The sequence below is a fragment of the Streptomyces sp. 7R007 genome (assembly GCF_054850255.1).
The window spans coordinates 17,879-38,916 of the sequence record NZ_JBTWMV010000007.1; the positions used below are offsets into that span (position 1 = coordinate 17,879).

Annotated in this window: 23 protein-coding genes; 16 read left to right on the forward strand and 7 right to left on the reverse strand. The window is 72.8% G+C overall.

Annotation, left to right across the window (positions count from 1 at the left end):
- The first annotated feature begins 141 nt into the window (after positions 1-141).
- The 3 genes from ACYF6T_RS11455 (at position 142) to ACYF6T_RS11465 (ending at position 4,054) form a co-directional block, all read left to right on the forward strand.
- Positions 142-1,110: a peptidoglycan-binding domain-containing protein gene (locus ACYF6T_RS11455; protein ID WP_461695674.1), complete on the forward strand. Its 969-nt coding sequence runs from the start codon at positions 142-144 to the stop codon at positions 1,108-1,110.
- Positions 1,111-1,271: 161 nt separating this feature from the next.
- Positions 1,272-2,483, forward strand: a complete 1,212-nt coding sequence (locus ACYF6T_RS11460) for a serine hydrolase domain-containing protein (RefSeq protein WP_461695675.1) — start codon at positions 1,272-1,274, stop codon at positions 2,481-2,483.
- Positions 2,480-4,054: an alpha/beta fold hydrolase gene (locus ACYF6T_RS11465; protein WP_461695677.1), complete on the forward strand. Its 1,575-nt coding sequence runs from the start codon at positions 2,480-2,482 to the stop codon at positions 4,052-4,054. Before ACYF6T_RS11460 ends, ACYF6T_RS11465 begins: the two co-directional genes overlap by 4 nt.
- A gap of 23 nt (positions 4,055-4,077) precedes the next feature.
- Here ACYF6T_RS11465 and ACYF6T_RS11470 read toward each other — a convergent pair whose 3' ends face one another.
- Complete coding sequence (locus ACYF6T_RS11470) at positions 4,078-4,998, reverse strand: SGNH/GDSL hydrolase family protein (protein ID WP_461695679.1); 921 nt, start codon at positions 4,996-4,998, stop codon at positions 4,078-4,080.
- A gap of 215 nt (positions 4,999-5,213) precedes the next feature.
- Here ACYF6T_RS11470 and ACYF6T_RS11475 point away from each other — a divergent pair, with 215 nt between their 5' ends.
- Positions 5,214-5,969 (forward strand): DUF4097 family beta strand repeat-containing protein, encoded by a 756-nt coding sequence (locus tag ACYF6T_RS11475; protein WP_461695680.1) that lies wholly within the window; start codon positions 5,214-5,216, stop codon positions 5,967-5,969.
- 6 nt (positions 5,970-5,975) lie between these two features.
- Here the strand turns inward: ACYF6T_RS11475 and ACYF6T_RS11480 are convergent, their stop codons facing one another.
- Positions 5,976-6,587, reverse strand: a complete 612-nt coding sequence (locus tag ACYF6T_RS11480) for a hypothetical protein (RefSeq protein ID WP_461695682.1) — start codon at positions 6,585-6,587, stop codon at positions 5,976-5,978.
- A gap of 372 nt (positions 6,588-6,959) precedes the next feature.
- Here ACYF6T_RS11480 and ACYF6T_RS11485 point away from each other — a divergent pair, with 372 nt between their 5' ends.
- Positions 6,960-7,778: an SAM-dependent methyltransferase gene (locus ACYF6T_RS11485; protein WP_461695684.1), complete on the forward strand. Its 819-nt coding sequence runs from the start codon at positions 6,960-6,962 to the stop codon at positions 7,776-7,778.
- Positions 7,779-7,790: 12 nt separating this feature from the next.
- Here the strand turns inward: ACYF6T_RS11485 and ACYF6T_RS11490 are convergent, their stop codons facing one another.
- Positions 7,791-8,711 (reverse strand): helix-turn-helix domain-containing protein, encoded by a 921-nt coding sequence (locus ACYF6T_RS11490; protein ID WP_461695685.1) that lies wholly within the window; start codon positions 8,709-8,711, stop codon positions 7,791-7,793.
- 98 nt (positions 8,712-8,809) lie between these two features.
- Positions 8,810-9,040 (reverse strand): DUF397 domain-containing protein, encoded by a 231-nt coding sequence (locus ACYF6T_RS11495; protein WP_461695687.1) that lies wholly within the window; start codon positions 9,038-9,040, stop codon positions 8,810-8,812.
- Between the two features lie 198 nt (positions 9,041-9,238).
- Between ACYF6T_RS11495 and ACYF6T_RS11500 the strand changes: the two genes are divergently transcribed.
- The 3 genes from ACYF6T_RS11500 to ACYF6T_RS11510 all read left to right on the forward strand — a co-directional run bounded on the left by ACYF6T_RS11500 (position 9,239) and on the right by ACYF6T_RS11510 (position 10,562).
- On the forward strand, positions 9,239-9,763 hold the full coding sequence (locus ACYF6T_RS11500; RefSeq protein WP_461695688.1) for an ATP-binding protein: 525 nt from the start codon (positions 9,239-9,241) through the stop codon (positions 9,761-9,763).
- Between the two features lie 4 nt (positions 9,764-9,767).
- Positions 9,768-10,268, forward strand: a complete 501-nt coding sequence (locus ACYF6T_RS11505; protein ID WP_461695689.1) for a hypothetical protein — start codon at positions 9,768-9,770, stop codon at positions 10,266-10,268.
- A 117-nt stretch (positions 10,269-10,385) separates the two neighbouring features.
- Positions 10,386-10,562: a hypothetical protein gene (locus ACYF6T_RS11510; protein WP_461695691.1), complete on the forward strand. Its 177-nt coding sequence runs from the start codon at positions 10,386-10,388 to the stop codon at positions 10,560-10,562.
- Between the two features lie 10 nt (positions 10,563-10,572).
- Here ACYF6T_RS11510 and ACYF6T_RS11515 read toward each other — a convergent pair whose 3' ends face one another.
- Positions 10,573-11,265 carry a GAF and ANTAR domain-containing protein gene (locus tag ACYF6T_RS11515; protein WP_461695692.1) on the reverse strand — a complete coding sequence of 231 codons (693 nt, stop codon included), beginning with the start codon at positions 11,263-11,265 and terminating at the stop codon, positions 10,573-10,575.
- Positions 11,266-11,349: 84 nt separating this feature from the next.
- Positions 11,350-11,781, reverse strand: coding sequence for a MarR family winged helix-turn-helix transcriptional regulator (locus tag ACYF6T_RS11520; RefSeq protein ID WP_461695694.1), 432 nt, complete (start codon positions 11,779-11,781; stop codon positions 11,350-11,352).
- Positions 11,782-11,943: 162 nt separating this feature from the next.
- Between ACYF6T_RS11520 and ACYF6T_RS11525 the strand changes: the two genes are divergently transcribed.
- The 8 genes from ACYF6T_RS11525 to ACYF6T_RS11560 all read left to right on the forward strand — a co-directional run bounded on the left by ACYF6T_RS11525 (position 11,944) and on the right by ACYF6T_RS11560 (position 19,721).
- Positions 11,944-13,338 (forward strand): DHA2 family efflux MFS transporter permease subunit, encoded by a 1,395-nt coding sequence (locus ACYF6T_RS11525; RefSeq protein WP_461696007.1) that lies wholly within the window; start codon positions 11,944-11,946, stop codon positions 13,336-13,338.
- A gap of 167 nt (positions 13,339-13,505) precedes the next feature.
- Complete coding sequence (locus ACYF6T_RS11530) at positions 13,506-14,345, forward strand: RNA polymerase sigma factor SigF (RefSeq protein ID WP_461695695.1); 840 nt, start codon at positions 13,506-13,508, stop codon at positions 14,343-14,345.
- 161 nt (positions 14,346-14,506) lie between these two features.
- Entirely contained in the window at positions 14,507-15,769 is a 1,263-nt protein-coding gene (locus ACYF6T_RS11535; RefSeq protein ID WP_461695696.1) for a PP2C family protein-serine/threonine phosphatase, read from the forward strand.
- 77 nt (positions 15,770-15,846) lie between these two features.
- Positions 15,847-17,388 (forward strand): sensor histidine kinase, encoded by a 1,542-nt coding sequence (locus ACYF6T_RS11540; RefSeq protein WP_461696009.1) that lies wholly within the window; start codon positions 15,847-15,849, stop codon positions 17,386-17,388.
- Positions 17,385-17,834: a response regulator gene (locus ACYF6T_RS11545; protein WP_461695697.1), complete on the forward strand. Its 450-nt coding sequence runs from the start codon at positions 17,385-17,387 to the stop codon at positions 17,832-17,834. Before ACYF6T_RS11540 ends, ACYF6T_RS11545 begins: the two co-directional genes overlap by 4 nt.
- Before the next feature lie 45 nt (positions 17,835-17,879).
- Entirely contained in the window at positions 17,880-18,329 is a 450-nt protein-coding gene (locus ACYF6T_RS11550) for an ATP-binding protein (protein ID WP_461695698.1), read from the forward strand.
- Between the two features lie 39 nt (positions 18,330-18,368).
- Positions 18,369-19,211, forward strand: a complete 843-nt coding sequence (locus ACYF6T_RS11555) for a lysozyme (protein WP_461695699.1) — start codon at positions 18,369-18,371, stop codon at positions 19,209-19,211.
- Positions 19,212-19,286: 75 nt separating this feature from the next.
- On the forward strand, positions 19,287-19,721 hold the full coding sequence (locus ACYF6T_RS11560) for a hypothetical protein (RefSeq protein ID WP_461695700.1): 435 nt from the start codon (positions 19,287-19,289) through the stop codon (positions 19,719-19,721).
- A 318-nt stretch (positions 19,722-20,039) separates the two neighbouring features.
- On the opposite strand, the gene ACYF6T_RS11565 is transcribed toward ACYF6T_RS11560, so the two are convergent.
- Complete coding sequence (locus ACYF6T_RS11565; protein WP_461695701.1) at positions 20,040-20,927, reverse strand: oxygenase MpaB family protein; 888 nt, start codon at positions 20,925-20,927, stop codon at positions 20,040-20,042.
- Between the last annotated feature and the right edge of the window lie 111 nt (positions 20,928-21,038).

The window sequence follows — 21,038 nt, forward strand, 5'->3', positions numbered from 1 at the left end:
CACCCGAGTTGGCCTGATCCGCACCTCGTCCCGGCTTGTTCCCGGCCCTTCGGACGTGCCGATTCCAGATTTCGAAAGGTTGTGGAGGTTGTGTGCAGCAGAACTGCTTAAACTCTGAACCTTGTACGGAGAGGGAGCACTGTGAGTGAACCGACGGGGCCCGCCTGCCCCGAGTGCGGTACGCCGCGGGTGGCGGACGGCAGCCCTGCCTGTTCCTGCGCCCGCCGCGCCGCCGAGGCCCACCGGGAGACGCGGCACGCGGAGGCGGCGGCAGCGGAGGACTTCAACCCGCTGCGCATACGGCCGTTCGTGGAGTTCGGCGACAAGGACCCGGCGTCCGCACACGCTCCCGCACCGGAAGCAGCGGGAGCACCGGGAGAACCGGAAGGGCCGGAAGGGCCGGAAGGCGCGGCGCCGGCCGGTGACACGGAACAGCCGGCTGCCCCGCTTGATCCCGGCCCCGACTCCCCTTCCCCGGGCCACGACCAGCCGCCGACCGCCGGTTCCTCATCCCCACCGCCCGCCGACGCCCCCCGCTCCCGGCGCCGCACGGTGCTGGTCACCGGTGCCGGCGCGGCCGTGGCCGTGCTGGTGACCGGTGGCTTCGTCGGCGGTCTCTTCTCCTACACGGGCCCCTCACGGGACGACTCCGTAACCGGCGGTGTCCGCGCGGGAGTTCCCGACGGCTCCTCGGCCACGAGCGCGGAACCGGCACAGCCCTCCTCGACGACATCGGTGTCACCCTCGTCCGAGCCCTCGACCTCCACCACCCCCACGACGGCCACCACCACGGCCACCACTCCGGCCGCCACCGCCAGTCCCACCAGCACCCCCTCCAGCACCACCGGCACGACCGCCCCCGCGCCCACCACCTCCAACGGCCAGCCCCCGGTGCTCCGTTACGGCGACAAGGGCCCCGAGGTCGTCGAACTCCAGCTCCGCCTGCGGCAGATCGGCTTCTACACCGGTGACGCCGACGGCGACTACGACAAGGACGTCGAGAACGCGGTACGCAGCTACCAGTTCGCCCGCCTGATCTTCACGGACGAGTCCGGGGTCTACGGCCACGCCACCCGGGCCGCTCTCGAATCGGAGACCTCAGAGCCGTGACGGCCTGAATGGCCCGCACCGCTCTTCCGGCGCTGCCGTACCGGCGTCCGGCGCTGTCGTCGAGGGGGTGGGCTCCCCGTTGTCCGGTGGGGGTGCCCCCACCGCGGAGCACCGGCTCGCCGGAGTGCCGGCCGGACGCCACGCGCCTAGCGTGAGGTCGCATGCCGACCTTCTTACCGAACTCGCGCCGCGCACGGCGCACCGGCCTCGCGGCCGTGCTGGCGGCCCTCGCGCTGGCCACCGCCCCGGCGGCCACGGCACAGCCCCCGGCCCCGCCCTCCCGCGCCTCGGCACGGTGCGCCCCGCACGACCAGGTCCGTCAAGCGCTGCGCGTCCTCACGGAACGGGACCGCATCGCCGGTGCCGCGGTCCTCGGCACCGACGCCGACCCGGCCGCCCCCTGCGGGAGATGGACCGAACACGCCGGGACAGCCGATCTGCGCACCGGTCGTCCCATGAACGCCACCGACCGTCTGCGCATCGGCAGCGTCACCAAGACGTTCACCGCGACCGTCGTCCTCCAACTCGCCGCCGAGCACCGCCTCTCGCTCGACGACACCGTCGACCGGTACCTGCCCGGTCTGATCCGCAGCCACGGACACGACGGCCGTCGGATCACCGTACGGCAGCTCCTGCAGCACACCAGCGGGCTGCCGGACTACCTCGACGCCTCCGAATGGGAGCATCCCGAACGGCTGCGCCACCGGCACTTCGAACCGCGCGCCCTCGTCGCCCGCGCCCTCCAACTGCCCAGCCCGCACGGCTCCTGGCACTACGCCACCACCAACTACCTCGTCCTCGGCCTGATCGTCCAGGAGGTCACCGGTCACCGTCCGGAGACGGAGATCACCCGCCGCGTCATCACCCCGCTCCGGCTGCGCGACACCTACTGGCCCGGTGACGGCACCCGCATCCAGGGACCGCACTCCCACAGCTACTTCACCACCGACGGCCAGCGCGTCGACGGGACCGCCTGGAACACGACCTTCGCGGGCGTCGGCGGCGCGCTGGTCTCCACGCCCGCCGATCTGACCCGGTTCGCCACCGCCCTGCTGGGCGGCCGTCTGCTGCCCGCGGCCCAACTGGCGCAGATGCGGCGGACGGTGCCCGCGGACCCCGACCGGCTGTGGCCCGGCGCGCGCTACGGCCTGGGCCTGATCGGCTCGCCGTTGTCCTGCGGCGGAACGTGGTGGGGGCACGGCGGGACCATGCCCGGCGGCCACCGGGCGCTCGTCGCCGTCTCACCCGGCGGCCGCAGCGTCGCCGTCGCCCTGAACGAGGTACCGGCCACGCTCCAGGCCGAAGAGGACTTCCTCGACGTGATCGACAAGTCCCTGTGCGCATCCACGCCTTCGGAGAGGACATCGGCATGACCGGCATCGCAGGGCCCGGCCCGAGGACCGGTGGCGCCCGCTCGCGCAGGGCACGAACGGCCGGGCTGTGCGTCGCCGGCGCGCTCGCCCTCGCCGCGTCGCCCGCCACCGCCGCACCCGCCCGCCCGGCCCCGGACCCGCTCGCCCGCTTCCATCAGCAGCACCTCACCTGGAAGAGCTGCGTGCTGGGACCCGACGACGACACCGGCAAGGAACTCCAGCAGGCGGGCGCCCGATGCGCCGACGTCACCGTCCCGCTGGACTACGCCCGTCCCGGCGGCCGCACGATCACCGTCGCCGTCTCGCGGATCCGGGCCGCCGACTCCGCCCATCGCGTCGGCGCGCTGCTGCTCAACAGCGGTGGCCCCGGCGGCCAGACCCTCGCCGACCCGCCATGGGTGCGCCAGGCCATGCGCGACGTCGGCCCGCGCTACGACGTGGTCGGCGTCGACCCGCGGTTCGTCGGCCGCAGCACCCCGCTGGACTGCCACTGGCCGACCGGCTCCTCCTTCCGCGGCCCGGGAAGCGACCGCGCCGGATTCGAACGCTCGGTGGCCTTCGCCGCCGACCTCGCCCGTCGCTGCCGGACCCACGAGGGTGACGTGCTGCCGTACGTCACCACCCGCGACACCGCGCGCGACATGGACGTGATCCGTGCCGCGCTGGGTGAGCGGACGATCTCCTACCTCGGCTACTCCTACGGCAGTTACCTCGGCGAGGTGTACGCGACCATGTTCCCCGGTCGCACCGACCGGGTCGTCCTCGACGGTGTCGTGGCCCCCGCCCGCTACGGTCCCCGGCTGCTGATCGGCACCGAGCGGGCCAACCGGCACGCCTTGCGCGACTGGGCCGCCTGGGCCGCCGCCCGCGACACCGCGTACGGCCTGGGCCGCACTCCGGGCGCGGTGCTCGCGGTCGTGGACCGCGTCCGGGCGGCGGCCGCACGCGCACCCCTGACGGTGGGTGACCGGCGCGTGGACGAGCAGGTGCTGCCCCTCGTCGTCTTCAACGGGCTCTCCCAGGACAACGACAGCGCCTACGGCGACTTCGCGCAGGCGGTGCGGGACCTGCGGCGCGCGGCCGGCGGCCGGCCCGTCGGCACGCCGTCGCCGTGGCTGGCGGACGCCCTCGACTTCCTGCTGAGCGGCGCCGAATCCGCCTACGGCAGCGTCCAGTCGGCGATCCTGTGCGGTGACGTGGCCGCCCCGCGCGATCCGGAGACGTACTGGCGCGACGTGCAACGGGCGCGCCTGCAGGACCCGTTGTTCGGGCCCGTCACCCACACCATCGGTCCGTGCGCCTTCTGGGAGCCGCCGCGCGAGCGCCCGACCCGGATCCGGGCGGACCTGCCGGCCCTGCTCGTCAACGCCACCGGCGACCCGCGCACCACCTACCGGGGCGCGACGGACGTCCACCGCATGTGGCCCTCCTCGCGCCTGCTCACGCTGCGCGGGGCGGACCAGCACGCGGTGTACGGCGTCTTCGGCAGCGACTGCGTCGACGCGACCGTCAACGCCTACCTCGCCACCGGCCGGCTGCCGTCGGCGGACGTCACCTGTGACCGTTCCTGACCGTTCCTGACCGGACGCACGCGTCAGTGACCGCGCCCCCGGCCCAGTTCCCGGCTCACCGCCTGCGCCATGGCCGCCTCGCCCTTGGCGTTGGGGTGGGCCGGCGCGGCGGGGGAGGCGGGCTGGAGGGGCTCGATCCAGCGGTCGGCCGGGGCCTTGCACATGTCGTGGCCGACCGTGGGACCGTAGGTGTCGGCGTACTCGGCCCGGTTGAACGCGGCCACCAGCCGGAGCATCAGATTGAGGCGCTTCTCGGTGTCGCGCAGGTAGGGGAAGTCCTTCGCCGCGAACGGCACCGAGGGGTAGCAGCCGCTGCCGTCGTCGGGCAGCAGGTCCGGATAGCCGACGACCACCACCCGTGCGTGCGGCGCCCTGGCGTGCACGGCCCGCAGCACCCGCGCCACCTTCGGCGCCGTCTCCAGGACGGCCTGCGCGAGCTGGTCGGCGCCGGAGGCGGTGTAGTAGCGCTGGCACGGGTTGCCCGCCAGGTCCTGGGCGGCGAGCCGGGCACAGGTGCCGATGATGGTGCCGAACCCGATGTCGTTGCCGCCGATCTGGACCGTCACCAGGTCGGTGTCGCGCTGCACGGCGTCCAGTTGGGGCTCGTTGGTGCCCTGCGGCTTCCACATCTCCTCGGTGGTCGCGCCCGCGCAGCTGACGTCCTTGAAGGCCGTCATTCTTCGCTCCGCCGCCAGCAGCGAGGGGTAGTTGTGGTCGGAGCGGGCGCAGTTGGCGTCGACCTGCTGCGGAATGAGCGGCCCGGAGGTGTAGGAGTCGCCCAGGGAGACGTAGTGCGTCCCGCGGCCGGTGTCCGCGCCGTGCGCCGCGGCGGGCGCGGCGAGCACCACGACCAGGGCGCACCCGCTCGCCGCCGCGGCGGCCGCCCTGGCACCGGTACGACGACGGCGGGACGCCGGTGCGACCGCACGCGAGTCACGCATCATGAAGGGCCTCCTCGATGAGAACCGGCACGCAGGTCGAGGCCCCCCGAGACGGCCGTCGCCTGTTCAACTGAGCTTGTATACCGGCCGGTAGAGTCGCCGGGCCAGAGGTGTGCAGCGACGATTTCGTTCGTTTCGGCGCGATACCGGCGCGCTGCCGGTGCCGCGCGCCCGGCGCCGCAGTCATGAGGACGCCGAGTCGGGGCATCCGACGGTGCATGAAGGCGATGCCGACAAGGCGCCTGCGGCGCGTGAGCGTCGTACTGGCGTTGTTTCCCCTCGCCGTCGCGTGCGGCGGCGACGGCCATGGTTCCGCAGACCTCAAAGCGGCGGGAACACCCGCCCTCACGGCGGCGCGGACCCGGCTGGTGATCACCACGGACAACGGGCTGCGCCTGCGCGCCACCGACGGCCGCCGCGTCACCGTCGACGGTCACGTGCGGCGGCACTGGACCCACCACGACGGCACCTGGACGCTCGACCTGTCGTGCTCCGACGAGGGCGACGGCCCCTGCCCCCGGATGCCCGAAGTGGACGTCCCCGACGACGTGGGCGTCACCGTCACGGCACGCAACGCCGGCCTCGACGCGGCCGGTGTCGCGGCGCCGCTCGACCTGACGACCGTCAACGGCGATGTCACGGTGACCCGTTCCGGCCGCGAGGACGCCGTCGTACGGCTGTCCACGCGCAACGGGTCGGTCCGCGCGAACGCCCTCGCGGCCGGCCGGCTGGCCGCCGGGACCACCAACGGCGACGTGAGCCTCGCCTGTGCCGACGTGCCCTCCACGGTGACCGCGGCGACCACGAACGGCTCGGTCGACGTCACCGTGCCCCACGGCGGCCCCGCCTACCGTGTCTCGGCGACCACCGCCAACGGCCGCACCACGGTGACGCTGCCCACCGAAGGCGCCGACCGCGGTCGCACCATGACGCTCACCACGGTCAACGGCGACGTCGACGCGCGCGGCGACTGACCACGGTCACCGGCTCTGGGACAGCAGCTCGTTGAGGCGGGTGCCCTGGGCCCAGCGTGTGAGGGCCGGGCCGTCGAGCAGGCAGGTCCTGCCCTGGCGCCGGGCCCACCGCACATCGCGGGCGTGGAAGGTGCCCCGGTGCACGACGAGGCGCAACGGCTGCTCGGCGCCGCCCCGGTGGGGGTGCGGATGCGGCGGGTCCTCGTCGGGCAGCGGCTCGGCCACCGGCCGGAAGGCCACGTCGAGCCGGCGTCCGCCGCGGTCCCGGGCGCACAGCCGCGGCCGGTCCGGTGCCGGCAGCAGCCGCACCCGCCAGCCGTCCCGGCGCAGCATCCGGGCCACGGCCAACGCCAGGCCCTCGGTGTCGAGTTCGAGCAGTTCGGCGGGCGTGTAGTAGCCGAGCCGGCGCCGGGCGGCCGGCCGGCGCCGCCGGATCGCGACGGCCAGGGCGAGGGCCAGCAGGGCGACACCGCCGACCGGCACGGCGACCCCGGCGACGCGGTACCCCACCGCCAGCAGGGCGACCAGCGCGCAGACCACCAGCACCACACCGGCGAGCGCCGGCAGCACCTCGCGGAAACGAGGCCCGTAGCGCCCCTCGGCCCGCAGGGACCGCACGAGGTGCCGCCTGCCCACACGGCGCGTAGGGAAACGGCCGGGCGTCGGTGACCGGCGTGCCACAGTGTCAGCCCCCCAACTCCGCCTGCACGGACCCTCGTTGAGAGATACCCGGTCTGCGGTCGAATGCCCGATCGACGCACGGAATCCCGCCGCGCTCGGGGGCGCACGGAAGCATTGGGGGTATTGCGTGCCGGAGCGGAGCGGCATGGGTGACGTGCGAGGCGTGGGAGCCCCGTGGGAGTGGCGACGGCCGCGCACGCCGCCGTGCGGCAGATCGATCGAGTGGGTGGTTGCGCGGCTGCGGCGTGCCTAGGATGAAGGGCCTGACGTGCCGGTGCACCGGACGGGGTGCGGACATGGGGGGCGACGATGGAGTCGGACAAGCGTATGTCGACGAAGATCGACGAGACAGTGCCGACGGCCGCGCGCATGTACGACCACTACCTCGGCGGCAAGGACAACTACGCCGTCGACAGGGCCGCCTGCGAGGAACTCGACAAGGTGGTGCCCAGCACCCGGGCGCTGGCGCTGAACAACCGGCGGTTCCTGCAGCGGGTGGTGGCGACCCTGGCCCAGGAGTACGGCCTGCGGCAGTTCCTCGACCACGGGTCGGGCCTGCCCACGCAGAACAACGTGCACCAGGTGGCGCAGCGCATCGACCCGTCCTCGCACGTGGTCTACGTCGACAACGACCCGATGGTGCTGGTGCACGGCCGGGCCCTGCTCGACCAGAACGACCGCACCGCCGTCATCCAGGCCGACATGCGCGACACCGACGAGATCTTCTCCCACCCCGACACACAGCGGCTGATCGACTTCTCGCAGCCGGTCGGAGTCCTGTTCAACTCGGTGTTCCACTGCATCCCGGACAGCGACAGCGACGGACCGCTCGCGGTGGTGCGGCGGGTGACCGAGCGGCTGGCGCCCGGCAGCTGTCTCGTGATGTGCCAACTGGTCAGCGACGACCCGAAGGTGCGCGAGTTCGTCACCGACTTCATGGACCAGGCGACCCAGGGCCACTGGGGCCGGGTGCGGGAGGAGAGGGACGTGGCGGAGTGGTTCGAGGGGCTGGAGATCCTCGAACCCGGCCTGGTGGAGGTGTCCACCTGGCGCCCGGACAACGAGGCGGCGCCGCGTCAGCTCACCCAGGAGTGGATCGAGTTCGGCGGCGTGGGCATGCTGCGCTAGCCGTCCGCGGGGTCACTCGTCCGCGTACCGCCCTGCCGCGGTCTGCCGCAGCCGGGCCAGTGACTCGGCGGGAGTGAGCGCCTCGTCCGCGAGACGGTCCAGGACCGCCCGGTACTCCTCCGTCTCGTCGCGATCCTCCAGGAACGTGGCGCTCCTGATCTGCTCCAGGTAGACGACGTCGGGCAGGTCGAAGCCGCCGAACCGCAGATAGGTGACGGGGATCGACGGCGCGGAGGCGTTCGTCACGTCCAGGGGGACGATCTGCACGGTCACGTGCGGCAGCTGCGCCATGGCGATCAGGTGGTGCAGCTGCTCGCGCATCACCTCACGGCTGCCCAGGACGCGCAGCAGGACCGACTCGTCGACGATCGCCCACAGCTGGGGTGCGTCGGGACGCTGCAGCAACTGAGCCCGCCGGGTGCGCAGTTCGACACGGCGCTCCACTTCGCGGGCGGACGCCGAGGGAAGTCCGCGCTCCACCACGGCGCGGGCGTAGGCGGGGGTCTGCAACAGGCCGGGAACGTACTGGAGCTCGTACGTACGGATCGTCTCGGCCGCTTCCTGCAGCCCCACCAGCCGGTCGAACCACTCCGGCATCAGCCGCTTGTCGAACCGCTGCCACCAGCCCGGCTCCCCGGCCCGGCGCAGCAGCTGCAGCAGCACCGAGGCCTCGTGCTCGTCGGTCTTGTACAGCTCCAGCAGGGCTCGGACGTCGCTCTCGGTCGGCGGACGGCGACCCTTGCCGGCCTCGATGCGCGACAGTTTCGCCGGGCTGAACCCCACGGTGCGGGCGGCCTGTTCCTGGGCCAGTCCGGCGTCCTCGCGGAAGCCCACCAGGAGTACCCCGACCAGCATCTTGAGCAAGGTCGGGGCGGGCTCGGTGCGACTCAGATAGGTTTCGACGCGGGAGACGCGCGGTGACTCGGAGGGCATCCTGACTCCCGGTGGGCAGACGACGACAGGCTGCATTATCGCATTCGGACAGCCTGTCGGCGCATGGATCCGTCACGACTGGAAGCCGCTCGCCGCTGTCAGAGCAGATGGTCGAACTCGCCGTCCTTCGCACCGGCAAGGAAGGCGGCGACCTCGGCCGGTGTGTAGACCAGTGCCGGTCCGTGGGGATCACGGGAGTTGCGCACGGCGATGTCCCCGCCCGGCAGGGCGGCGACCTCGACACAGTTGCCCTCGGCGTTGCTGTGGCGGCTCTTGATCCAGGTCACGGCCAGGGAACTGGCCTGCGCGCCGTTGCGAACTGACGTCACGTCAATCTCCTTGCAGGTGCGATGCCTCGTCGTCGACCGCCAACCCCGCAAGGGGTGGCCGCCGCGCGCCGAGCCGATGTCCGTCTCCCTCGCGCAATTTCCCGTGAAATTGCACGAAGCTGCTGTCGTCGTGGATAATAACCAAGGCGTCAACCTCCGCGTCGACGCCCCGTCCTGACGTCCTCTCAGGGAGACGCCGTGTCGTTGCCCGCGCACCCAGCAGCGCTGTCCGGCCCGACCACGAGCACGGTGGAGCCCCGCGCGCCCCTGGCCGGGCCACCGGGGGAAGCACCCCGGACCTTCGCGCTGCACCTGCGCGGCACCGAGCGGGACTGCGCCCGGGCGCGCCGCTTCACCGCCGGCGCCCTCGCCCGCTGGCACGTGGACGACTGCCGGGACGACGCCCTGGTCGTCGTGTCGGAACTGGTCGCCAACGCCGTACAGCACGCGCGGCCCGACGCGCCGGGAGCCGGGCCCGGCGTGCGGTTGCGGCTCACCCTGCGGACCGCGCACCTGCTGTGCGCCGTCACCGACCCGGGCGCCGCCCTGCCCGCCTGCCCGCAGGTCACGGACCCGTTCCACGACCGCGGGCGCGGCCTGCACATCGTGGACGCCCTGTCCGAACACTGGGGCTGGACCCGCTCCGCCCCCGCCGGCAAGACCGTCTGGGCCATGCTGCCCATCCGGGCCGGCGCCGCCCGCGACTCAGCGCTGAAGGCCTGAAGCCATGAGCAGACTTCTGGGACACGACCGGCCCGCGGCGACCCTCGCCGACGTCACACAGGTGCCCTGGAGCGAGCTCAGAGACACCTCCGGCTCAGCGGCGGCGATCCCCTTCCTGCTGGCCGCCGTGGCCTCGGGCGACGCCGCCGTGGCCCGCGGCGCGCTGGAGAGGCTGCGCAACCGCATCTGCCAGTACGGCTTCGTCGTCGACCAGGCCACGGCGGCCACCGTCCCGTTCCTGTGGGACCTCGCCCAGCGCCCGCAGGTCACCTGCCGGCCGCAGATCCTGCACCTGCTGCGCAACATCGCCGAGGCGCGCCAGTGGGAGACCACGGCCGCCGCCTACCCGAAGCTGCGGCGTCACCACGGCCACTACGTCGACTGGGAGTGCGCCGCGCGCCGAGCCGTGCGCGACCACGCCGGCGCCCTCCCGCGGCTGCTGGGGGAGCGGGATGCCGAACTGGTGCGGGCCGCCGAGGAGCTGGCCTCGTCGCTGGCCGGGTGACGGCATCGCCGCCGGCCGGTGAAGCGCGTACAAGAGCCCGTGTGCGGCCGGGAGTTGGGGGCATCCGGAGTGCACACGGTGCGACGCGCACCACCGACGAGCGAAGGGGCGCCCACCATGCTGGCGATCATCTCCGCGGTTCTCTTCTTCATCGCCTTCCTCATCAACGCGGCCGACCTGTCCACGAACGACACGTTCACCTCGACCAACGTGATGCTGCTCGGTCTCGCCGTGCTGGCACTGCACCTGGCGGGCGTCGGCACCGGATGGTCCGTGCGCGGCCGCAGACGGTGACCAGGGCGGGTCAGGAGCCGTTCGTGTGCTCGTCGCGCACCCGTTGGGCGATGTCGCGCAGCTTGACGTTGTGATCCTGTGAGATCTTGCGCAGGACGTTGAAGGCGTCGTCCTCGCTCAGCCGGTGGCGCTCCATGAGAATGCCCATGGCCTCGCCGATGGCGTGCCGGGTGTCCATGGCGTGCTCCAGCTGGTCGATCGTGCGCGCGCTGGACAGCGCCACGGCCGCGTGCGAGGCCAGCAGCCAGCCGGCGGTCTCGAAGTCGTGGGTGAAGGCTCCCGGACGGCGTGAGTAGAGGTTCAGGGCGCCGAAGTCGTCCCGGTCGGTGTACAGCAGGACGCCGGTCATGCTGCCGATCCCGAGCCGGCGGGCCTCCAGGGCGAAGCGCGGCCACGTCGGCTGGGGCTTGGTCACGTCCTCGATGCGGTAGGCGCGCTCGTCGGCGGCGCCGTGCGCCAGGTCGAAGCACGGGCCCTCGCCGAGCTCGCCCTGGATGCGGTCGCTCTCCTGGACCATCTCGCCGGAGTACGCGAGGGTCACGGAGCGGCCCTTGCGCACCGCGAGGATGCCGGCCGCGTCACACCCCGGGATCAGCCGCACCGCCGACGACGCGATCGCGTCCAGCGTCTCCTGCACCGACTCCTTGGTCAGCAGGTCGCGTGCCAGCTGGGCCATCTGTTCGGCAAACTCCCGCCACTGCATCGGTCACCTCTGCGTTCGGGGCCACTTGCCGCGACCTGTCGGCTGATCCTTACCCTGAGACGGTACGCGCTCGGCACCCGAATATCAGGTGGTGGCCGTGCGAATACGCGCCAGCAGACGGCGCAGCTCGGCCCGGTCCTCCTCGCCGAGCGCGGCCGTCGCCTCGGCCAGCGCGAGACGGTCCACCTCCTCCGCCTTCCGATGGCACCGCACGCCCGCCTCCGTGAGCCGCAGCAGGAACGCGCGCCGGTCGTGCGGGTGCCGTACCCGCTCCACCAGTCCGTCCCGCTCCAGGCTGTCCACGATGCTGGTCGTGGTCCGGGCCGCGACCCCCGTCATCTCGCTCAGGTCCCGCATCCGCAGCGGCTGCTCGGCGCGGGCCAGCATCCGCAGGGCGCGCAGCCTGGCCACGGAGGCACCGCCGGCCCGCAGCCGTTCCTCCACGAACCGGCGCAGCTGGTGGGTGGTCTCGTACAACTCGTCGACGAGGACGTCGCTGCTGCCCTGCACTGCCATACCGCTCCCCGGATCCGACGTGGCCGCCTTGCGTGCCGAAAAAACCCATTCTATGAGCAGTCACATAGTGAGTATGCTCAGCATGTGCTTCCGGTTCCTCGTCGCTCCCGCTTCCCCATCCGTCTCAGCCAGCGCCTGGTCGTCCCCGTCATGTGCGTCAGCGTGACGTTCATGGCGATCGTCGACGGGGCGATCACCACCGTCGCGCTGCCCTCGATCGCCGGCCAGTTCCGGCTGACCACGGCCGCCCTGGACGGCGTGGTCGTCGTCTACCCGGTCTGCCTGGCCATGGCCATACCCGCCTCCGCCTGGCTGGTCGACCGCTTCGGCGGCAAACGCGTCCTGCTCACCGCACTGACCGCCTTCCTCGGCTCGTCCCTGCTGTGCGGCACGGCACCCGACCTCGCCCGGCTCGTCGCCTTCCGCGCGGTCCAGGGAATCTCGGCCGGCGTGCTCTTCCCGGCCTCCGCGGCACTGCTCTTCGCCACCTTCACCTCCGCCGAACAGGTGCGGATCTCCCGCTACATGATCATCCCCCAGCAGGTGGCCCCGGCCGCCGCCCCCATCCTCGGCGGCCTGCTCGTGGACCACCTGTCCTGGCGGTGGGTCTTCTACGTCAACCTGCCGGTGGGCCTGCCGGCCGTCCTGTTCGGGCTGTTCTTCCTCGCCGAACACCGCGGCCCCCGGCCCGGCCGGTTCGACCTGACCGGCCTGCTGCTGAGCGCCGCGGGGCTGGGGACCACGATGTTCGGCGTCTGCGAGGGCCCCAACCGCGGCTGGTCCTCCGGCCCCGTGGTCACCGCCCTGGTCGCCGGCGCGGTCCTGCTCGCCGCCGCCGTCGCCTTCGAACTGCGCACCGCCGAGCCGCTGCTGAAGCTGCGCCTGTTCGCGGACCGGCTCTTCCGGGACACCAACCTGATCAACCTCGTCGGTCTGGTGCCGATCCTCGGCGCGATGTACCTCGGCCCGCTCTTCCTCCAGCAGGCGCAGGGCCACACCGCGCTGGAGTCGGGCACCAGCACCTTCCCCGAGGCGTTCGGCGTCCTGCTGACCGTCCAGGTCGCCGGGGTCCTCTACGCCCGGGTCGGCCCCCGCCTGATCGTCGGCTGCGGTCTGGCCGGGGTCAGCGCCGTCCTGCTGCTCTTCGCCACCTGCGACGAGCACACCGGGCTGTGGACCTTCCGCGCCTACATGTTCCTGCTCGGCATCGCCATGGGGGGCGTCTTCATGCCGACGACGGTGGCCTCGCTGGCGACCATAGCCCGGCAGGACGTGACCCAGGCCTCCATGCTCAACACGGTCGTCCGGCAGACCGGCGGCGCCCTGGCCCCGGCCGTCGCGACCACCGCACTGGTCCTGAACACGCCCGCGGCGGCCGCCGCGCAGGCGCCCGTCAGCGCCTACCAGCAGGCGTACCTGGTGCTGGCCGCGCTCGCCGCCGTGACGTCCGTCTTCGCCTTCACCCTGCCCGACGCCCCGGCCCGCGCCGCCGCCTCCGGCACGACCGTCTCCGGCCGCTCCACCCCACCGCGCTCGCGCCGGGAGAGCGTCCACTGAGGTCCCTGACCCCACCGGCGGGAGGTCCGCCGGTACGACGCGGTGAGCCCCCCTCCGGACCCCTTCGGGGCAAGTCCACGATTCCGATGGATGAGAACGGAAAACGGGGGTACACGCCAGCCCGGGCGGCCGACCGGCCGCACGGAACGCAGGGGAGGGACAGCGCGATGACGGCGCCGATCACGACGGAGACCGGTAGGGGACAACTGACCGAGGTCGTCCGCCCCTCCCAGGTCGCCCCGAAGGACGCCCGCGAGCTGACACGTCACTTCCTGGGACGGCTGGCGGTGCTGGAAGAGGGCACCGAGGAGTACCAGTACGCACGCAACACGCTCATCGAGATGAACATCTCACTGGTGCGCTTCGCCGCCTCCCGCTTCCGCAGCCGCGGCCCGGAGGAGATGGAGGACATCGTCCAGGTCGGCATCATCGGACTGATCAAGGCGATCGACCGGTTCGAGATCTCGCGCGAGGTGGAGTTCACCTCCTTCTCGATCCCCTACATCGTCGGCGAGATCAAGCGGTTCTTCCGCGACACCTCCTGGGCCGTCCACGTACCGCGCCGGCTGCAGGAGGCGCGCGTCCAGCTCGCCAAGGCGACGGAGGAGCTGAGCAGCCGCCTGGGCCGCACGCCCACCGTCGCGGAGCTGTCGCAGCTGATGAGCCTGTCCGAGGAAGAGGTCATCGAGGCCCGGCTGGCCTCCAACGGCTACACCTCCTCCTCCCTGGACGCCACCCTGTCCGCCGGTGCCGACGGCGAGAGCGTGCTGGCGGACTTCATCGGCTGCGAGGACGGGGCGCTGGAGCTCGTGGAGGACTTCCACTCCCTCGCCCCGCTCGTCGCGGAACTCGACGAACGCGAACGCCGGATCCTCCATCTGCGCTTCGTGGAGGAGCGCACCCAGGCCGAGATCGGAAAGGAGCTCGGCGTGTCCCAGATGCACGTCTCCCGGCTGCTCGGCCGCATCCTCGCGCAGTTGCGCGAAGGCCTCCTCGGCACGGGCTGAACCGCCCTCCAGGAGCGGGCGGCTCACCGTCAGGACCACACGCGCGGCGGCACCGGCCGCCGCGCGCGTGCTCCGGGCCGGGCCCCCGGCGGACCGGCCGTCCGCGCGCGTTATGGTCTAGACCGAAGTGGGTGTGTGCGTAGTTTGAGGATGCCGAGAAGATGGTGACGTCGCAGCCGAGGGCTGTCGGTTCGGTGCCGGCCCCGCGCGACGGCACCGGCGTGGTGTGGCAGTGGCGCGAGCCGTCCGTCCTGCTCGTCGAGGACGACCCCGGCGACGCGCTGCTGGTGGAGGAGCTGGTCGCCGACAGCGCCCCCAAGATGCGCCTGCGCTGGGTGCGCTCGATGGCCGAGGCCCGCGAGGTGCTGGCCCGCGAGACACCCGACTGCGTGCTGCTGGACCTGCATCTGACCGACGCCCACGGGCTGGAGGCGGTCTCGACGATCCAGCGGCACACCGACCAGGTCGCCGTGGTCGTCCTGACCGGTCTGGCCGAGGAGGAGACCGGCCTCGCCGCGGTCGCCGCGGGCGCCCAGGACTATCTGGTCAAGGGCCGCGTCGAGCCCGAGCTGTTCGGGCGGGCCGTGCGCTACGCCATCCAGCGCAAGCAGGCCGAGCAGGCCGCCGTGGCGCTGCAGGCCAGCCAGATGCACGCCCAGGAGAACGCCCGCCTGGAACGGGGCCTGCTGCCCCGCCCGCTGCTGCACGGCGACGGCGTCGACGTGGTGGCCCGCTACCGCCCCGGCCGCTCCCAGGCACTGCTGGGCGGTGACTTCTACGACATCGTGCAGAGCGCGCACGGCACCGTCCACGCCCTCATAGGGGACGTCTCGGGACACGGCCCCGACGAGGCGGCCCTCGGCGTCGCCCTGCGGATCGCCTGGCGCACCCTGGTGCTCAGCGGCGTCGCGGGAGCCGAACAGGTGGCGCGCCTGGAGGAGATCCTGGTGGCCGAGCGGGCCCGCGGCGACGTCTTCGCCACGCTGGCCAGCCTCACCGTCGAGCCCGACACCCACCGCGTGCGGATCGTGCGGGCCGGGCACCCGGGCATGCTGCTGCGCACCCCCGGACAGCGCGTGGAGTGGGTCGAGGTGCCCGCCGGGCCCGCGCTCGGCGTCGTCCCGGGCCGGGCGCGCTGGCCGGTCGAGGAGCTCGAGGTGCCGCCCGGCGCGGCGCTGGTGCTGCTGACCGACGGGCTGTTCGAAGGGCACGTGGGCCACGGGCCGGAACGGCTCGGCGAACAGGGGCTGCTCGGCCTCGCCCGGGGACTGGCCGGACGGGAGGCGGAGCCGTTCGTCGACGGGCTGATCCAGGCCGCGGAGGAGCTCGCGGAGGACCACGGCGGACTGGACGACGACGTGGCGGTGCTGCACCTGAGCTGGCGGCCGGGGCAGCCGGAGGACGAGGTCGGAGAGGGACAGTGAGCGCGAGTGAGGCCCGCGGGCCGTGGTTGAGCCGTCGGCTGACGGTGCGGGGCTGGTTCTACCTGGTGGTGTCGCTGATGGTGCTGCTGGTCGTCGTCGGCACCGTGATCGGGGTCAGACTGCTGGGCCAGACGTCGGACACCAGCGACCAGTTGTCCGATCGCATCCTGCCGGCCCAGACGGAGGCCTACCGGCTCCAGGCGGCCCTGGTGAACCAGCAGACCGGGGTCAGCGGCTACGCCATAGCCGCCGGCCCGCAGTTCCTCGAACCGTACTCCCAGGGCAAGCGGGACGAGGCCCGCTCCGCCGCCCGGCTGCGCCGGCTCGTCGGCGACCGGCCCGCCCTCCTCGCGGACCTGGAGGCGATCGAACGGCAGGCGGGCCAGTGGCGCCGTACCTACGCGCAGCCGGTGATCGCCAAGGTGACCGTCGGACACCCCGGCACGGTCGACACCGCCACCACGGAGCGCGGCAAGAAGGCCTTCGACCGGCTGCGCGGCCTGTTCGCCGACCAGAACGCCGACCTGGCCCGGGCCGTCCACGCCGGCAAGGACCGGCTCGACCACGTACGGGTCCTGCGCACCGGCGTCCTCGGCGCCATGGTCGGCGCCTTCCTCCTGACGTGCGCCGTGCTCACGGTGCTGATCAACCTGCTGGTGGCCCGCCCCGTGGCCGCCCTGCGCGAGTCCTCCCGCCGGGTCGCGCGCGGCGACTTCGGCCATGTCATCACCGGCGGCGGACCCAAGGACCTCGCCGCGGTGGCACACGACGTCGAGGAGATGCGCCAGCAGATCGTCGCCGAACTGGACGCCTCCCGCGACCAGCAGCGGACGCTCACCCAGCAGGCCGCCGACCTCGACGCGCAGGCCGTCGAACTCAGGCGCTCCAACGCCGAACTGGAGCAGTTCGCCTACGTGGCCTCCCACGACCTGCAGGAGCCGCTGCGCAAGGTCGCCTCCTTCTGCCAGCTGCTGGAGAAACGCTACGGCGACCAGCTCGACGACCGCGGCCGGCAGTACATCGACTTCGCCGTGGACGGCGCCAAACGCATGCAGGTGCTCATCAACGACCTGCTCACCTTCTCCCGCGTCGGCCGCGTCAACGACGCCCGGCTGCCCGTCGACCTCGGCCAGGCCCTCGACAAGGCCCTGGACAACCTGGACACGGCGGTGAGCGAGTCGGACGCCCGCGTCGAGCGGCCGGAGAAGCTGCCCGAGGTGGTCGGGGACCCGATGCTGCTGGCCATGCTCTGGCAGAACCTCGTCGGCAACGCCGTGAAGTTCCGCCACCGCGACCGCGCGCCGCGCATCCGCATCACCTGCGACCAGGATCCCGACCACCCCGACTCCTGGCTGCTGACCGTCACCGACAACGGCATCGGGATCTCACAGGAGTTCGCGGAGAAGGTCTTCGTCATCTTCCAGCGGCTGCACAGCCGGGACGCCTACGGTGGCACCGGCATCGGGCTGGCCTTGTGCAAGAAGATCGTCGAGTATCACGGTGGGCGCATCTGGATGGACACCACCCACCGTGAGGGCACGCGCTTCTGCTTCACCCTCCCGGTCGCCGCCGAAGTGACGGACGCCTCGCACGACACGCAGAAAGAGGTCCTGGCATGACCACTCCCGCCGCCACCCCCGTAGACGTGCTTCTCGTCGAGGACGACGCCGGCGACGAGCTGATGACCCGGGAGGCGTTCGAGGACAACAGGATCGGCAACACCCTGCACGTCGTCCGCGACGGCGAGGAGGCGCTCGACTTCCTCTACCGCCGCGGCGAGCACGCCGAGGCACCGCAGCCCGACCTGATCCTCCTCGACCTCAACCTGCCCAAGTACGACGGACGTCAGGTCCTGGAGAAGATCAAGTCCGATCCGGAGCTGTCGCACATCCCCGTGGTGGTGCTCACCACCTCCGCCGCCGAGGAGGACATCCTGCGCAGCTACAAACTCCACGCCAACGCCTACGTCACCAAGCCCGTCGACCTGAACCAGTTCATCGCCGCGGTGCGCCAGATCGACGACTTCTTCGTCCAGGTCGTCCGGTTGCCCCGCACCCACAGGTGACGGCGGGCCGACCGGCTCGGGGTGGCGGCGGCGAAGGCGAGACGGATGGAAGCAACCTGTACGGACGACAGTGGGACGGCTCGGGACACCGGGCACACCCGGGCCACGGCGGTTTTCGACACGGACGCCGGCTGCATCGCGCAGGCGCGCCGGCTCGCGGCCGCGTTCCTGGGCAGGCTGCCCGCCGTCGGGGGTCCGCGGCCCTCGGCGCGGGCCGTGGAGGTGACCCAGCTGGTGGTGAGCGAGCTGGTCACCAACGCCCGGAAGTACGCGCCCGGTCCGGTGACGATGGAGCTGCGGATCGTGGCGGAGCTGCTGGAGGTGGCGGTCCGCGACCGCGCCGCGCGGCTGCCGGTCGTACAGGCCGCCGACCCCGAGCGGCCGAACCGGCACGGCCTGGAGATCGTGACGGCGCTCGTCCAGTCGTACGAGGTGCAGCGGGAGCCGGAGGGCAAACGCGTCACCGTCCGGATCGCGTTGCGGGACGACCGGTAGGACCCGCTTGAGGTGCGGCACGGGCCGATCGACGGTCGGATGGATACCGTGCGAAAAACGACGCTCTCCCCGTACCGGCGCCTGCGCGTGTCCGCCGCGGCCCTCGCCGGTCTTCTGCTCGTCCTGTCCACCCTGACGGCGGCGCCCGCCTCGGCCGAGTCCATACCCGTGCGCGGAAGCGCCTACATGGGCATGGGGGTGCTGGCCCACGACGGCGTCGACACCTCACGGGCCGGACTCCCGGGTCCGCGGGCCGGCCTGACGGAGGGTGTGGACGTCTCCAGCTACCAGCGCGACGTCGCCTGGTCCACCTTGTGGAGCAGCGGTGTGGGCTGGGCCTACACGAAGGCCACCGAGGGCACGTCCTACCGCAATCCCTACTTCGCCGGCCAGTACGACGGTGCCTACGACATCGGCATGGTGCGCGGCGCCTACCACTTCGCCACCCCGGACTCCGGCAGCGGCACCGCGCAGGCCGACTACTTCGTCGACCACGGCGGCGGCTGGTCCGGCGACGGCAGAACGCTGCCGGGCGCCCTCGACATCGAGTGGAACCCCTACGGCGAGGCATGTTACGGCCTGTCGGCGAGCGGCATGGTCGGCTGGATCCGTGACTTCTTGAGCCGCTACAAGGCCCGTACCGGCCGCAACGCGGTCATCTACACCTCCACCAGCTGGTGGGCCCAGTGCACGGGCGGCTCCACCGCCTTCGGCTCCACCAACCCCCTGTGGGTGGCCCGGTACGCCGCCTCGGTGGGCACGCTGCCGGCCGGCTGGTCGTCGTACACGATGTGGCAGTACACCTCGTCCGGGCCGACGGTCGGCGACCACGACCGGTTCAACGGCACCCGGCAGAGGCTGCGGGAACTCGCGCTCGGCTGACGGGCGGGCCTCAGCTCGCGTCGGTGAACGCGGTCTTGCCGGAACGTGTTTGTGGTCCGAGCGAGCGGCAACGCGATGTCCATGAGCCCATCGAACAACGACACGAATCAAGATTCCGGATCCGCACGGGGTGCCGCCGCCAAGGCCCGGCGCTCCACGGCGAAGGCGACCGCTCCGGCGTCGGAGGCGGCCGGCAAGGCCGCCGCGAAGACCGGTGACGCGGCGTCAAAGGCCGCCGAGACGGCCGAGCGTACGGCGGAGACGACCACCGCGGTCGCCCAGACGGCGGCCGAGCGCGTGGAAGCGGGCCGCCAGGCCGTCGTGGCCGCCTCCGGTCAGGCCGTGGCCCTGGCCAAGACGGCCTGGACGGTCATCGCCCAGCGCAAGGCGCTCGTCGCGGGCGTGGGCGCGGGCCTGACGGCGCTCGGCGCGACGACGTACGCCGCGGGCCGCCGCGCCGGCCGCCGCAGCTACGGCCCCATCACCCGCCTGACCGGCGGCCGCATCTGACCCCGACCGGCGAAGCCCGTTGACGACGACGGACTTCGCCGGCCGGCCGCGTGGGGGGCGGGCCGCCAAGCACCAGGACCACGGCCGCACACCGCGCCCGCCCCTCCGCCGCGGTGCTCGTCGCCCACGCGCCCTCCGCTGTGCCGCCGGCCGTGCGCGGGGCGGGTACGCGAGCGTCTGGGCCGCGGTGCGTGAGGCTGACCGCCCCAACGGTGCATCGCATTTCCGGGGGTGCGGTGGTCGCGGGTCCACGGGGTCGGCCGTTGCGGCCTGCCGCCGTATGGGGCGGGCGGCGAACCCGCCCCATAGGGCGGTGGGTCAGGCCGTCGTCGAGAACGCCGCGGGGCGTGACGGGGCCAGCGCCCAGCGGATGGTCGAGGTGATCGCGGTGCCGAGGGGGCGGACGCACCATTCGTCGACGACCGGGAGCCGGGGCAGGCGCAGTTGCCGGGCGGCCCAGGAGGGGAGCAGGGAGACCGCGTTCGCGGCCAGGACGCCGTAGGGCAGGCGGGCGGCGAGCGGGACGGGCGGGGTCAGCAGCAGGAAGCGGGCGGCCTCTCGCGCCGCCGGGGTGGCCCGCAGCTCAGGACGGTAGGCGGCCAGCAGGCCGGCGAGTTCGGCGCGGCTGGCCGGGGGATCGACCACGCCGAGTTCGCGGGCGATCCGCGCGGTGTCGGCGACGTACGCGTCGCAGCCGTCCGCGGACAGGGGCCGCGCGCCGTAGCGCTGATGGGCCCTGAGGAAGCTGTCGATCTCGGCGGCGTGCACCCAGGCGAGCAGATGCGGGTCCCCGGCGTGGTACGCCTCGCCCTCGGCGGTCTCGCCGCGCACGCGCGCGTGCACCGCCCGGACCTGTGCGCAGGCCTGTCGTGCGTGGTCCGCGGTGCCGTAGGTGGTCGTGGCGAGGAACAGGCTGGTGCGCTGGAGCCGGCCCCAGGGGTCGCCGCGGTAGCCGGAGTGGGCGGCCACGGCGGCCATGGCCAGCGGGTGGAGGGACTGCAGCAGCAGCGCCGACAGCCCGCCGATGAACATGGAGGCGTCCGCGTGCACCCGGCGGATGGGACGCTCGGGCCCGAACCAGCGGGGTCCGGGGGTGTCGTGGATGCGGGCGCGGTCGCGCGGCCCGTCGGGGCCGGCGACATGGGTGAAGAGGGCCGAGCCCAGCTGCCTGCGCAGACCGGGCACGCCGGATCCGACGGCCTTCATCGACACCGGTCCTCCTTCGCGGGCGCTCGCGCCCTCGTACGGTGCTCCTCCCTCCAGTGTTCAGCATGCGCTGGTCGTTCGGATGCGGCGGGAGGGCGTCGAAGGGGCCCG